Source organism: Flavobacterium foetidum, from assembly GCF_004634245.1.
Taxonomy (GTDB): domain Bacteria; phylum Bacteroidota; class Bacteroidia; order Flavobacteriales; family Flavobacteriaceae; genus Flavobacterium; species Flavobacterium foetidum.
The window spans coordinates 270286-284944 of the sequence record NZ_SJTF01000003.1 but is presented as its reverse complement, the minus strand read 5'-3'; the positions used below and the strand labels follow the sequence as shown (position 1 = coordinate 284944).

At 35.9% G+C, this 14659-nt stretch carries 9 protein-coding genes; 1 reads left to right on the top strand and 8 read right to left on the bottom strand.

Translation table 11 applies throughout. The features are described 5' to 3' along the window. Nucleotides 1–131: 131 nt before the first annotated feature. The gene (locus E0W73_RS05965) at nt 132–1154 is read left to right on the top strand and encodes a hypothetical protein (RefSeq protein ID WP_135221175.1); all 1023 of its coding nucleotides are present in this window, start codon (nt 132–134) and stop codon (nt 1152–1154) included. A gap of 35 nt (nt 1155–1189) precedes the next feature. Here the strand turns inward: E0W73_RS05965 and E0W73_RS21645 are convergent, their stop codons facing one another. The 8 genes from E0W73_RS21645 to E0W73_RS05930 all read right to left on the bottom strand — a co-directional run bounded on the left by E0W73_RS21645 (nt 1190) and on the right by E0W73_RS05930 (nt 14421). Beyond that, the gene (locus tag E0W73_RS21645) at nt 1190–1318 is read right to left on the bottom strand and encodes a hypothetical protein (protein WP_262710879.1); all 129 of its coding nucleotides are present in this window, start codon (nt 1316–1318) and stop codon (nt 1190–1192) included. Between the two features lie 162 nt (nt 1319–1480). Next, the gene (locus E0W73_RS05960) at nt 1481–4291 is read right to left on the bottom strand and encodes a M16 family metallopeptidase (protein ID WP_135221174.1); all 2811 of its coding nucleotides are present in this window, start codon (nt 4289–4291) and stop codon (nt 1481–1483) included. 11 nt (nt 4292–4302) lie between these two features. After that, nucleotides 4303–6564: a Gldg family protein gene (locus E0W73_RS05955; protein WP_135221173.1), complete on the bottom strand. Its 2262-nt coding sequence runs from the start codon at nt 6562–6564 to the stop codon at nt 4303–4305. 15 nt (nt 6565–6579) lie between these two features. Beyond that, nucleotides 6580–7527, bottom strand: a complete 948-nt coding sequence (locus tag E0W73_RS05950; RefSeq protein ID WP_135221172.1) for an ABC transporter ATP-binding protein — start codon at nt 7525–7527, stop codon at nt 6580–6582. Nucleotides 7528–7582: 55 nt separating this feature from the next. After that, nucleotides 7583–8956, bottom strand: a complete 1374-nt coding sequence (locus E0W73_RS05945) for a RagB/SusD family nutrient uptake outer membrane protein (RefSeq protein ID WP_135221171.1) — start codon at nt 8954–8956, stop codon at nt 7583–7585. An 11-nt stretch (nt 8957–8967) separates the two neighbouring features. Continuing rightward, a complete protein-coding gene (locus E0W73_RS05940; RefSeq protein WP_135221170.1) occupies nt 8968–12360 on the bottom strand; it encodes a SusC/RagA family TonB-linked outer membrane protein in 3393 nt (1130 codons plus the stop codon). A 225-nt stretch (nt 12361–12585) separates the two neighbouring features. Then, nucleotides 12586–13620 (bottom strand): FecR family protein, encoded by a 1035-nt coding sequence (locus E0W73_RS05935; RefSeq protein WP_135221169.1) that lies wholly within the window; start codon nt 13618–13620, stop codon nt 12586–12588. A gap of 213 nt (nt 13621–13833) precedes the next feature. Further along, nucleotides 13834–14421, bottom strand: a complete 588-nt coding sequence (locus E0W73_RS05930) for an RNA polymerase sigma factor (RefSeq protein ID WP_135221168.1) — start codon at nt 14419–14421, stop codon at nt 13834–13836. Nucleotides 14422–14659 lie beyond the last annotated feature (238 nt).

The window sequence follows — 14659 nt, the reverse complement described above, 5'->3', positions numbered from 1 at the left end:
ATTGTTTTATAGACAACAAAATGCTATTGGTTTTTGATAATTTAGTATCGATGAGCCGAGTGAAATTCTTGATGTTAGTTTGTTAAAAAAACAGTTTCTTTTAAATTTATTACCTTTGTAAAAATATTGATATGTTTCCCTTGAAAAAATATTCATCGATTGCAATTTTCCTATTCTTGTTGTTTTCATGTCAAAGTGAAATAGATGAGGAAAACAATAATTCGCAGGGAACAATTACTACCGTTTCTCCGCTTGCGACTTATCTGCAAAGGGTTGCTATGGTTACAACCGTACAAGACAACATGATTGACGGATCGAGTTATTGCACTATAAAACTCCCGTATACCGTTACTGTAAACAACCAACAGATTGCAGTCAACACTACAGCAGATTATCAAAAAGTCTTAGACAATATCAACGCCAGCAACTATGATGATGATATTGTAAGAATAGATTTTCCTGTAACGATGGTGTACTACAATTACATAGAAAAAGTAATTCCTGATCAGGCAGATTTCGATTCTTTAATCGACTATTGGAATCTTTATCCCGATCTTTTATCCAAAATCAACGGGCTAAATATCAATTATCCCATAACAATTAATATCTACAACAGCATTAATCAGATAGCGAGTTCTCAATCAATTGTAAGCGATCAGGCCTTCTTTAATTTTATTAAAAATTTAAACGAAAGTCAGTACATTTCTTTGCAATATCCTATCACAATTGCAGATTACAATGGTCAGACAAAATCGATTTCAAATAATCTGGAGTTTGAAAATGCTATTAAATATGCCATAGATTATTGTCCGGAAAATAACCTTGTCACGCTAGATTTTGCGGCAACCATCACCAACGGTGCTTGGGACTTATCCTATTTTTGCGACGGTACTGTAAAGACTTCAAATTACAGTCACTATACCTTTATCTTTAAAACAGATAAAGCTGTGGTGGCCACCAAAGCAGGTGTTTCAGAATACGGGCAATGGGAAAGTTCAGTTCAAAACGGTGTCAGAGAATTCAAAATAAGTTTTAGTACGGGAGCGCTTTCTAAATTAAATTTTAACTGGAAATTGTTCGAATTTAATAATTCTCAGATAAGATTCCGAGATACAGGCACAACGACTAATTATCTTTACTTTCAGAAAAAATAGTAACGCTAAAGCTTCTAACAGTCTTTTCGCCGGTATTAATCTTCTTCAGGACTTCTTCTATCATAAGAATCTTCACTGCCTTTTAAAGAAAATACTTTTTGAACATCAAATGCTGTTAAAGAAAAGAGCTGTTTTTTAGGACAGCTCTTTGTTAGGTTTTTCAAGTTAGAGTATATGCTTACTAATTCAAAAATACTTTAAAATAAAATAATGAAAAACCAAGTGTTTTTTATAAATGTTCAAATCAGAATTTTTGTTCTTAAGAAAAGGCTGTCTGGCAAAGACAGCCTCCCTTCACTAATAAAATAAAAATGTATTTTGAAGTTTTACTTTCCTGCTTGGCTTTCAGGACTCATAATAACTTCAACGCTACTAGAACTATCCAAAACATGCTTACTAAACTGCTGAATAGTTTTCTGGTTAATTTTAGAAATTAAGTTTTTATATTCCTCTTCTGTTGAAAACGGAATCTGATTTATGCTGTAATTGTATAAGGTTGTAGCCCAGAAAGTGTTTGTTTTGAGCGATTCTTCCCTGTTTTTCAATAAAGCTTTTTTAATATCTTCTAAATCATTTGCATTGACGGGATTGGTTTTTAAATCATTGATTTCTTTCCAGACAATCTGCATTAATTTTTCCTGTTTGTCAGGGTTGCAGTCAAATGTGAGGGCAAGGCTGAATGATGGTTTCGGAATCAATTCGAGATTACCGCCTACATTTACGCCATAGCTGCCGCCTTCTTCTTCTCTGATAGTTTCAAGAAAACGCTTAGACAGTAATTGCCCAATAATGTACATCGTCATTGCGCTCTCCTTGCTGTACTCGGTTTTCCCGGTTAGGTTCAGGTAAACGGAACTTTTTGCCACTTCCATCGGACGCTTGAAATACACCACGGTTTTTCCTTTTTTAGGCTCGATATTGTGGTCAATAAAAGCTTCCTTCGATGCAGGATTTGACTTTAAGTTACCGATGTATTTTTGAATCAGTTCTAACGCAGCATCAGGAACATTTCCGACAAAAACAAAAGTAAAATCGGCCGCATTCTTAAATCTGTCGCGATAAATGTTTTCGGCTTTATTCGAATCTATATTTTGGAGAAACTGCTCGTTGAACAAAAATGTTCGTTTGCTATGATTGGAATTTGCAACGTCTATAGAATCCTTAAAAGCATTATCATTGTCCTTTTTGATGGTTTCTAAACGGTTTTTATACTGCTCTTTCAGAATGCCGAAGATATTCGAATCAAAACGTGGCGATTCAAAAGAAAGATACAATAGCTGGAGCATTGTTTCAAAATCTGCTTTATTTGAGCTACCCTGAAAACCTTGTGTGTTTTCGCCAATAAATGGAGCAGACTGCGCTACTTTGCCTGTTAGTTTTTCTTTTAGAGCGATATTGTCGAAATTACCTAAACCAGATGATCTTGCAAGTACTGTAGCGATTTCTGCAGAAGCTAAATCTTCGGTTTTAATTAAAGATTTACCACCTTTAGCAAAAGCTGTAAGCACAACTTGATCCTGTGAATAAGTTGTAGGAAGGACAATTACGTTAGCACCATTTTCTAAAGTATATCCCTTTGCAGCTGTAATTCCCGGTATTTCAAATGTTTTTTTGATTGCTGCAGGTTTTAATTCTTTTGCGATTAACGGATCGTTGTTTTCTTTTTTCGTGTAAGGTTCCAAAGTCTTGCTTTCGACTTTTTTCATCACGCCAACCACAGCATCCTTAGTCGGAAAATTGGCTTTGTCTGCATCAGATCCTGTAACCAAAACTACTTGATTGGTTGGTTTTTGAATGGTTTTTACATAAGCATTCAGTTCTTCTAAAGTGATGTTTTTTATAATCCCGACAACCAATTTATAATCGTTTTCTGGAGAAAGGAAAGGTTTTGCCTTTAAGAAATAATCGGTCAGTTTTTCTGCCCAAGTATCATTATCCACTTTATCCTTATTGCTTATAAAATCATCATACGAGCTTACAAAAAGCTTTTTGGTGCGGTCTAGTTCTGCCTGTGCCGCACCAAAACTTTTTAGGCGTTCTGCCTCGGTATATGCTTCTTCAAAAGCTTCGATTGTTTTTCCTTTTTTGGCTGCAACCGAAATATTGTACGAGTTGTTTAACCTCGAAATAGGACTGAAATAAGCATTCATATTCAAGCTTGAGGTCTGATTTTTTAGCAACAACTCTTTTAAGCGGTTATTCAGAATGCTGGTATAAAAGGAGTTCAGCACATTTTTACGGGTGGCTGTGCTATCTTTTACCAGCGGTTCATCTAGTACATATCTTAAGGTAATTACCGTTGATGATGCTTCTTTGTCTGATGCAGTTCCAAAATACAATTCATCGTGTTTCGGAATCGTCTCATAATTTCGTGAAGCCACTTTTTTAGCCAACGGAATTCCAGAAAAAATGGTTTTTACTTTCTGCTCCATTGCTTTTACATCAATATCTCCCACAATAATTACAGCCTGCAAATCGGGTCTGTACCACTTTTTGTAATAGTTTCGCAGTTCAGGATATTTGAAGTTGTTGATGATGTTTAAATCTCCGATAACATCTCTTTTGCTGTATTTAGAACCTTTGTACAAAACAGGATCTGTCTGCATTTTTAAGCGGAAATCACTGGTTCTTCTCGTTCTCCATTCTTCACGGATAACGCCTCTTTCGGCATCGATTTCTTCATTGGTCAAAGAAAGAGAACCTGACCAGTCGTGTAAAACCCAAAGCGTAGAATCGATTAGCTTTTCATTAACCGGAACAGTGCTGATATTGTAAACCGTTTCGTCCTGAGCGGTATAAGCGTTGATATCTTTTCCAAAGGTTACGCCATTTTTTTCCAGCATTTTTATGATGCCTTTTCCTTTAAAATGTTCCGTTCCGTTAAACGCCATATGTTCCAGAAAATGCGCTAAACCGTTTTGGTTGTCTTCTTCTAAAATAGCGCCGACATTCTGAACAAAGTAAAAACTGGCTCTGTCTTTTGGTTCTTCATTATGCAGAATATAATAGGTTAGTCCGTTTTTTAATTTTCCGGTCGTAACATTTTTATCCAGCGGAATTGTGGTTTTGAACTGCGAAAATGCACCCTGAAAAGACAGGGCCATAATCGCAATCATGATATTTTTTTTAGTATTCATTTTTTTGAGTTTTATCTTCTATTTCTTCGAATAAGTATAAAAGCACCGCTTAGAATAATCAACAATGGAAAGATTCCTATAAACAAGATTTTGTTAATGAAAACCTGATTTGAAGTAATTGTTATTTTCTTGTCGGTTTTTACAGGACGAGTGGTATCGATTGGAAATTCATAATTGCTGAACCAGCTGAAAACGTCGGTTACAAATTGAAAAGTTCCAGACCCGCCACGGCTTAATTCGGCATTGCCCATAAAATCGGCATCTCCGGCAACAATTATTTTTTGTGTTTTCCCGCCTATGTTTCTGGTTAATGCAGTTACAAGCGGAATTGATTTTTTTGAAGGCTGCTTCTTGAGCTCCTCAGTAATTGATGTAATTCCGGACTGAGACTGCCAAGCTGGCTGGGCATTCGTTTTTAAAAGAGGAGTTGCTTTAAATCCGACCTCTTTTGTTGTCACAATTCCGCTACTGCCTAAAAACGGAATTGGATTATTGATTTTGCTTAATTTGATCAGAGTAGAATCAACATTTTTTTGAAGCTCGGTAACCAAGAAATCTGGAGAATTGGTTTCGCTTTCCTGAACTAAAGTCTGTTTAGTAAACTCGATTCCTAGTTTGTCTGTGATAGATGCCAAGGCCGAATTGGTTTCTGGTTCTGCCAAAATCATTAAGTTCTTTCCTTGATCAATATATTTAGAGATACGATCAACAGCACCTTGGCTTAATTGTGTCTTAGGATCTGCCAGAACAAAAATATCTGTATCAGCAGGAATATCCTGTGCATTAATATCTACAGTAGCAACATCAAATCCCTGATTAATCAACGAATATCTAAATGTAATTTCGTTAGCAAAGGTTTTGTAATTTTTGTCTCCAGTTTTTTCAATGCTGCGTTCCATGTTTCCAGAGGCAAAAACAACTTTTGGAGCTTTTACCACCAATCTTTTTAAGGCCGCTGAGATTTCTTTTTCGTTTGGCGCTTTAAAAAGATCATCATAGAACCTTAAAAATGTTCTTTTGCCATTGTATTCTACAGTTCTTACAACTCGGTTTTGCTCTGGTTCTAGGTTGATAATTTTTTTAATTTCGTCAGGAGTGTATAATTTTTTTAATTTCATATCCTGAGATTCCACCATTTTTTCTGCCAGCTGCTTATCATTCAAACCTGGATTGCGCGCATACAGTTCTGCATTGGTAGAAGTGCCGTAAAAATATACGTAGTCGAGTTCTATCTGCGGTAAGAAACGAGTATACTTAGCGAAACTTGAAATGTCCTCATTTTGGAAGTAAGGCATTGCCATATAGTAATTTACATCTAGGAGATTGTCATAAGTAGTAATCTTGATAGGACCATCCATCTGCTTCACAATCTCCAAGCTGTTTTGGGTAAGAGTTCTGTCTTTGGTGCGGGTCATATCGTAGTAAAGCGTAAGCGGTGCTCTTGAAGTGATGTAACCAAGCGATAGGACAACAGTGATTAATACAGCATATTTTAAAACTCTTTTTGAAGTGCTCTGAGCATCTCTTCCTGTTTGTAGTTTATAGATACTTAGAACAATAAATAAACCACTTACCAAGATAAAATAAAGTAAATCTTTACTGATAATTAAACCTTCAAGCATTTCATTTGCTCGCCCTGATATCGATAGAAAATAGGTTATATCTTTTATAACTTCAACGTCCTGCCATAATTTTCCAACGAAATTCAAACCCGCCAAGACAACCAACGTACTGATTGCAGCAACGACCTGATAAGAAGTAAGGCAAGACATAAAAAGTCCGATTGCAGCATAAGTGCAAACCAATAGATAAAGCCCTATAAGACCAGAAATAGCGAACTTAAAGTCTAGATTTTCTATAGAAAAACCTGCGATAATAACTTGAACTCCAAGTATGGCAACAAACAACATGCAGTAAGCGGCAATGGCCAGATATTTCCCTAAGACAATATCTTTGATTTTTATTGGAGAAGAAAGGAGGAGTTTAATAGAGCCGCTGTTGATTTCGCGGCTCACTAAACCCATAGTCAATAGTGGAACATATAAATATAAGTAATTCTGCATCTCGGTATAAAGACCGCTGAATCCTGAGAATACAACCTGTGATAAATTGTCCATTCCCTGTCCGATTTTTTGTGCTTTTTCAAAACGTTCGATCGTATCGAAGAATTTCCAGCTGGACTGTATTGAAAATATCACTAGAACAACCCATGCAACAGGCGAGTAGAACATCGTGTTGAGTTCTGTTTTAGCAATTCTATATATTGTTTTCATTTGTATATTTTTTATTTAAGAAAGTGTAGCGTTTTTAGATGGAGCCTTTTTTGATAACTGAGCGAAGATTTCGTCTAGTGAAACTTTTTCAAATTGAATTTCACGAAGTTTCCAATTCTTCTGAACGCTTAAGGAAACAATTTTTTCAGCAACTTCCTGTGTGCCGCTGAATGTAATCTGGACTTTTTTTGGAGTCAGGTACACGGCTTCTGTGATTTCTGAAATTTCTTTGAATGCCTCAACAGTTGGCGGATTTTCAAAACTAGCAGTCAGTTTATCGGCTTCGATATAATTATTAAATGCATCCAATGTATCAGAAAAAACCATGTGTCCGTTTTCAATCATTCTGATATCCTGGCAAGTTGCCTGAACTTCAGAAAGAATGTGTGAAGAAAATATTACGGCCTTATCTTTTGCTATTTTCTTAATTAAATTTCGAACTTCTAAAATTTGGTTAGGGTCTAATCCGTTTGTCGGTTCATCCAAAACAACCAATTTCGGCTCGTGTATGATGGCCTGAGCAATGCCCACACGCTGTCTGTAACCTCCTGATAAATTTTTGATTAAGCGATGACTGAAATGCGAGATGCCGCATTTTTCTTTTGCTTTTTCAACAGCGCTTCTTAGATTTTCTTTTGGGACTAATCTTAGTTGGGCACAGTGAATCAAATATTCATCCACTGTTAAATCTAAATGCAAAGGCGGTGTCTGAGGTAAAAAGCCAATCAGTTTTTTGGCTTCGACTGGGTTTTCTTTCAGGTTAATTCCATCAATAAAAATGTTTCCTTTGGTTTGGTTCAATACCCCGCATAGAATATTCATTGTAGTAGATTTTCCGGCACCATTAGATCCTAAAAGGCCTAGAATTCGATTTGTTTTGATTTCAAAAGTGATATTTTGTATCGCCCAATCCTTACTGTATTGATGCGACAAGTCCTCAACTCTTACAATTGTTGTTTCCATAGTGTTTTTTAAATCGCAGGAATGTTTGTGTTACATTCCTGCGTTATTTTAGTATTTAGTATCCTGAATTTTGTTTTAAGAAAGGATTGGAACGAATAGCCGTTTCCGGAATTGGATATAAAGCATCTGTAGCAGTCCAGATTTTACCCGTTAAACCTGAAAGCGTCTCATTTATTTTTGAAGTTCTTTTAAGATCTAGCCATCTGTGGCCGTTTTCTGCAAAAAATTCGCGCTGTCTTTCAAGAGCAATCACATCGAGTAGCTGGTTTGCATTTGTTGCAGTCGTATTTCCTAGTAATGCTCTGTTTCTGATTATATTAATATCCTGCTGAGCACCTGCAATATTGTTGGATTGAGCTCTGGCTTCTGCTCTTATTAAATACAATTCAGCAAGTCTTAGAACTGTTGAGCGTTCGATAGGAGCGTTTGTAAATCTGTTTTTGTATTTAGTAGGCGCTACACCAGCAAGGCTGCCTTGAGTGCTTGTAACGTTTCTGGTCCAGTTTATTTTACGTGCATCATCTGTTTCAAATAATGAATTGCCATTTCGTAGTAAATAGGTTGCTGTATTGGCATTTACAAAAACAGAAGACCCTTCGTAAGTATAATTGACATTAAAATAAGGGATTTGTAAAATAGCTTCATTGTTATCTGCTATAAAAGGACTGTTTGTTGCAGATAGTTCAGTAATCATACTGTAAGTTCCAGCTTGGCCGATTACAGCTGTTGCATGATTAGCGGCCTCATTCCATCTTCCTAAATAAAGATTTACTCTGGCTAATAAAGCTTCAGACGCCCCTTTTGTTGCCCTGATTCTTTCATTTTCATAATTAGCATAATTTGCAGGAAGATCTTGCGAAGCTTCGGTCAGATCTTTAAGTATCTGTGTATAAACAACGTTTTGAGAAGATTGTGGCAACACTGCTGATACATCTATATTTGTAGTCAGTACTAAAGGAACATCTCCCCAAAGATTAGTCAGATAGAAATAGCAATATGCTCTTAAGAATTTTGCTTCAGCGATCCATTGTTTTGTTTTGGCAGGCGTAAGGGTATTACTTTTTGTAATTCCTTCAATAACGTTGTTGGCGTTATAGATTGTTTTGTACAATTCTGTCCACATACTGCTTATTGAGCCATCGGTTTCAATAAGCTCATTAGAAGTGTACGGATTTGACAGGCCGCTGCTTAATATTAACTCATCAGATGTCTCTCCTAGAATGCTGTGTATTTGATTATAGTAGAAACCTGCAACCATACTTTGATAGATTCCATTTACGGCAGCCTCTGTAGTGGAATCAGACGAATAAACAGTTTCTGAAGACAATTGGTTGCTCGGAAGATCCACTTCAAGAGCACTGTCACAGCCAGTAAGCCCCAGTACAAAAAGAGAAAATACTGCGATATATTTGGTAGAAATATTTTTCATGTTTTTTAGATTTAAAATGTAAACTGAGTTCCAAGAGTTATAGTGCGCAACGGAGGCAGCGCCAGACCTTGTGTTTCTGGGTCGAGTCCTTTGTATTTAGTGAAAGTCAGCAAATTTTGTCCCTGAAGCGAAAGTCGGATTCCCTGTAAATATTTTTTCGTACCCTCATCTAAAGGAATTTGATACGAAGCACTTACGTTTTTAAGTCTTATAAAAGAGGCGTCTGTAATAACAGCATTTGATCCTAGATAATTAAAATAGCTGTTTTGATAACCAGAACTTAAAGCATTTCCTTGTGCTAAATAAGCATTGTATTCGTCTACTTGAAAGTTGGCAGTTCCGTACGGATAACCAGGCTGGGTTCCTGTAGCGGCCATCAAAGTGGTAGCGTCTTGTTTTACAAATTGGAATAAAAAGTCAAGTGAAAAATCTTTATAACTTATAGTATTAGACAGACCTCCATAGTACTGCGGATAAGCAGGGCCGTAATATTTTCTGTCTCCTCGTCCGGTTTCTGCAAATCCATTAGAAATTCTGCCGTCTCCGTTTGCATCTTCAAATTGAGCAACCCCATTAGCATCAACTCCTGTAAAAGTATGCAGAAAACGGCTGTTTAAAGGTTTTCCGACGATATATTGAGAATAATAGCTGGTAAATTCTATACCTGGAAATGAAACCAGTTTATTAGAGTTGAATGAAATATTAAAAGAGCTTGACCAGTTAAAGTTTTTAGTACGAATGTTGGCTGTACTAAAAGTAAACTCCCATCCTTTGTTTTCGACTTCGGCAGGTAAATTTGCAGTGTAAGTCGTAAATCCTGCCTGCGGACTTAGCGTATACCCAACCAATTGATTGCTTGAAGTATTTCTATAATAAGCTGTAGTGAAAGAAATGCGGTCATTATTAAAGCTTAAATCTAAAGCAGCTTCAAATTTTTTGGTCATTCCCCATTTAATATTTGGATTTGCTATTCTGGATGCCGTCATAGATGGATTTCCGTTTCCGTAAGTACGCGTGTCAAAAGTGTCTGCGTATTGGTATTCTCCAATTCCATCACTTCCGATTTCACCATAACTTGAACGGATTTTCCCGAAACTAAGCACCGGAATATTTCTCATGAAATTTTCTTGAGAAAAAACCCATGCACCTCCAACAGAGCCAAAATTTCCAAAGCGATTGTTGGCTCCAAAACGAGAAGAACCGTCTCTTCTAAAATTCAGGTTCAGAATATATTTGTTAGCAATATTATAATTAACCCTGCTAAAAAGAGAAATGTATTTATATTCTGTAGAGCCATTGTTTGCCGTAACATTTTCTGCCATAGCTAAGTTGCCAAGTAAATTGTCGGAACTATAACCGCTTGAATAAACATATGCTGGCATTTCAGATTTTCTGTTCTGCCAAGAACCTCCAACAAGGGCTGTAAGGTTTCCTTTCCATAATGTTGTGTTGTAATTAAGCTGCGGCTCAACAGAAAAATTATTGGTATTATTGATTGATGTAGTGTAAGATCTTGAAAAGTTAGAATCAAATCCGTTTGCTTCATTATAGACATGATTATTGGCAGATGCAGGCATAAATTGTTTAGTCTGCATTTGTGCTCTTCCGTATCCTAAATCTGTTTTAAAAGAAAATCCTTTCGCTATTTCATACTGAAGGCTGATACTTGTAATTAAATTAAGTCCTTTATCATCTACTCTTTTTCCTAATGCTGCAAGCGGGTTGATATCGCTGAAGTAATCAGGAGACCAATAGTAGCTTCCATCAGCATTGTACAACGGACGGTTAGGAGCGGTGTTTATTGCATAGGTGGTAATATCAAAAAATGGAAGCTTATTATTATCAGTAGCAAAAATAACAGAAGCGCCTATTTTCAATTTATTATCCAGAGTACTGTGATTAATATTGAAGTTAGTAGAGAATTTATCATAGCTGAAATTTCCTGGCACAACAGTGGTTTCTTTATGATAAGCTCCGCTTAAAAGGAAATTTGTCGTGTCATTGCCGCCTTTTAATGACGCAGAATAGTTATTAAAGTTTGCGGTTCCTCCGATTAATTTTTTCTGCCAGTTGGTGTACGCATTAGGATCCCAGTCTGTAAGCGCAATACCGTTGCTGAAATTAGAAGCTGTGTCACCGTTGTTATCCAATGCAGTCTGTAGCATGTTAAGATATGCCGGAGTATCTAATGTTTTGATCATATGTGCCACTTCCGAAACTCCAGAATTTGTAGTAATCGTAAATTCTGTTTTTCCAGATTTTCCCTTTTTTGTTGTAATAAGCACCACACCATTTGCTCCTCTCGAACCGTAGATGGCTGTTGCGTCGGCATCTTTTAGGATTTCAATACTCTCAATATCATTTGGATTAATGATATTTAACGGACTTGTAGATTTTTGCGCCCCTCTGATCACATTGTCATCCTGTGTCTGTTGTTTAATATCATCTCCAATGTAAGGAACTCCGTCTACTATGTATAGCGGCAGATTGCTTCCATCAATAAAGTTTCTACCTCTAATGCTAATGTTCATATCACTTCCGGCGTATCCAGAAGTCTGTGTCACATAAACACCAGGAGTTCTTCCCTGCAGGGTTTGTAAAATATTTGTTATCGGCTGTTTTTCAATGTCTTCAGCTGTAATTTTAACTACTGATCCTGTTGAAGTTCTTCGGGTGGTGGTTCCATATCCGATCACTACAATCTCATCAAGTTTAGCTAAGTCAGGCTGCATCTTGATCGTAATTGAAGTTTTGTTTTCAACAATTAGATCCTGAGTCTTGTATCCCAAATAAGAAACTCTTAAAGTGTGTTTGCCAGATGGAAGATGAATGTAAAATCGACCATCAAAATCAGATATTCCCTGCTTATTGCTTCCTACGAGCGAGACAGTCACACCTGGTAAAGGCAGGTCATTTTCATCGAGAATTTTTCCTTCAAGGACGTAATCGGGATCTTCGCTATTTTCTGTTCCTGAAGCTGTTGCCAACGCTTTAGGACTTTCCTTTTTGTAAATCACCACATTTTTATCAACCTGTTTGTAGTCAAGGTTACTGCCTTGAAATACAATATCCAAAATATCGCTTACACTTCTGCGTCCGCGTGGTGTAGTGACTTTAGGAAAATCTTTTATAATTTGTGGCTGATACGCAAATAGCAATCCCGTTCTGCTTTCGATGGTTTTAAAAAGCGTTTTAATGTCCTGATTATGCAGCTCGATGTCAACAGAAATAGATTCTAAATTCTGACCACTCATTTCAGTAGCGAAAATCATATGAGTGCCGCAGGTCAGTAAGAAAATGTGGAATAAACTGATTCGCATAATCATGATGGTTTTTTTTGACAGATGAAAAAAAGACGAATTCTTTTCACTGTCAAACATGGTTGTTTTACAGCGTAATTTCATAAATTTGCATGTTTTTTAATGGTTACTGGATTAATTGTTAAAAATCTCGGCCATCTGGTGTAGGAGCTAGATGGCTTTTTTAATTTGGTTTTTGGTTAATTGGTTCTTGTTTTTAAGGTTAATATTTATTTTCAAAGCTTTCTAAGTAGGAGGTTAGTCAGCCTTATCTCTTCTCTATTTTCTGTATTCTATATTCTATATTCTATATTCTGTCCTCTATATTGCTCATTCACAACCTTTCCCGTCCAAAATCACAACGCCAGCCTTACTGTAATGATACTCCGTTTCTATAACACTGCTGATTACTTTCAAGACATGATCAAGATCTTCTTCATTTAGGAAACTTGCTGTTATTCTGCAATTCTTAATTTTTTCATTGGAGATTAAAATCTGCACTTTATATTTTTGAGCTATTAATGAAACAGCTTCGGCCATATTCAAATCATCCAGAATAAGGTAATTGCTTTTCCATTCTGTTACAATAGCAGCACTCACATTATTCTGCTCAAAACTCAGGGTGTTTTTATTTACTTTAATCTGTTGATTTGGCGTAATAACGCCATATATTTTTTCTACATCTCCAACCTGAACTTTACCCCGTGAAACCGTAACTTCGATATTGTCTGACGAGTTTCTGGCATTAATATTAAAAGCAGTTCCTAGTACTTTGGTCTGAACTTTACCAGTATGTACGATAAAAGGTTTATCAGTGTTATGTTTAATATCAAAATAAGCTTCTCCGGTGAGTGTTACTTCACGAGTTTTAGAATCAAAAGAATTCTGATCGTATTTCAAGGTACTGCCATCGTTTAGTAAAACTGTACTGCCGTCGGGAAGGCGAACCAATTGTTTTCCGCTAAAATCAATTAGGGTATTTTGTGCTGCAACGGCTGGTGCTTCAGGAGCAATGCTAGGAGTCGTTGTTTGTTTAAATAATGAGTTTCCTAAAACAACAAGTAATGCAATGGTAGCGGCTGCAAATAGAGATTGTAAAATTATTTTTCTTCTCTTCGTTTGCAAATACACAACTTTAGATTCGGTTTGCGGTTTAGATAAAATGTAATTCAAAATATCATCGCTTTGTTTTTTATCCATCACATCGGCAACATAATCACCCTTCAGCATTTCATGAATTTTTTCTTTTAGAAAATCATCATGCCCGCCCTGCTGAATAAGCTCCATCAGCTGTTGCTGTTCTGCATCAGATAGATTATTCAGCAGATAGCCTTCAAATAACTCTTCGAATTTTTTTTGCTGCATTTGTTTCGTTAATTAAATTAGTACTTGTTCGTAAATGATAGTTTGGGGTTCTTTCTTTTTGCCCTTCTAATTTTGGGGATGGAACATGTTTTAAATGTCCCTTTTATATAAAGACCATTTAAAAAAGGGGAGGGAGTAGTCGAAAGTGAAAAAAATGTAAAAAAAATGTAAAAAAAGATGATTTGAAGTTTTTTTGAAAGAAAAAACTTCAGCTTAAAGTTTTACAAATACCAGCAACGACATGAACATATTCATATAAGGTGCAATTTTTATACGAATAAATTTTAGAGCTTGTGCCATGTGTTTTTTTACTGTCTCTGTTGAGATTCCTAAATCTTCTCCGATTTTTTGGTGACTTAGACCATCTCTTTTAGCCATTTGATAGACTTTTTGCTGTTGAGGAGGAAGCTGTTCTACTATCTGATTTAAAATAGTATTATATTGTTCGTCCTTGATATTAAGGTCGGTATCTATAAATCCGGTCTCGTTTAAATCATTTTTAGATACTAAGCTAGTTTCTCGGGCAATTTTTTTAATCGAATTAAATAAATGATTACGTGAAATTATAAAGAGATAATTCTCAAAATGAGTTACTTCTGCTAAGTTTTCTCGATTTTGCCAAATTTTTAAAAAGATGTCTTGAACAGCTTCTTCTGCCTGAATTTTAGATCGTGTAATCCGTAAGGCAGTAGAATAAACATTGTTTTTGTATAAATTATACATTGTTGTAAAAGCAGGCTCGCTTCCCTGAGACAATTCAAGAAGAAGTTCCTTTTCGTTTACATCAGAATTTCGAGCCATGTTTTTGAATGATAATCAGTTCAGCAATATTATTTATTTTTTTTTAATTGAAGAATATTTATCGATAACATGCCAAAAAAAATGTTGTTTTAACAATTTATTATTAAAATAATAAATAATTGTAAAAATAAATTACGCTCTTTTGCATCTTGTGCAAAACAGCATTTTGATTGGATTTGAAGTATTGTAGGTTAAGTCTTGTTTTAATTGAAAATTAAGCAGCTGACAATTTAAATTC

Coding starts and splice junctions, on each gene's coding strand:
- E0W73_RS05965 (WP_135221175.1), top strand. CDS start 132: ATGTTTCCCTTGAAAAAATATTCATCGATTGCAATTTTCCTATTCTTG.
- E0W73_RS05960 (WP_135221174.1), bottom strand. CDS start 4,291: ATGAATACTAAAAAAAATATCATGATTGCGATTATGGCCCTGTCTTTT.
- E0W73_RS05955 (WP_135221173.1), bottom strand. CDS start 6,564: ATGAAAACAATATATAGAATTGCTAAAACAGAACTCAACACGATGTTC.
- E0W73_RS05950 (WP_135221172.1), bottom strand. CDS start 7,527: ATGGAAACAACAATTGTAAGAGTTGAGGACTTGTCGCATCAATACAGT.
- E0W73_RS05945 (WP_135221171.1), bottom strand. CDS start 8,956: ATGAAAAATATTTCTACCAAATATATCGCAGTATTTTCTCTTTTTGTA.
- E0W73_RS05940 (WP_135221170.1), bottom strand. CDS start 12,360: ATGAAATTACGCTGTAAAACAACCATGTTTGACAGTGAAAAGAATTCG.
- E0W73_RS05935 (WP_135221169.1), bottom strand. CDS start 13,620: ATGCAGCAAAAAAAATTCGAAGAGTTATTTGAAGGCTATCTGCTGAAT.
- E0W73_RS05930 (WP_135221168.1), bottom strand. CDS start 14,421: ATGGCTCGAAATTCTGATGTAAACGAAAAGGAACTTCTTCTTGAATTG.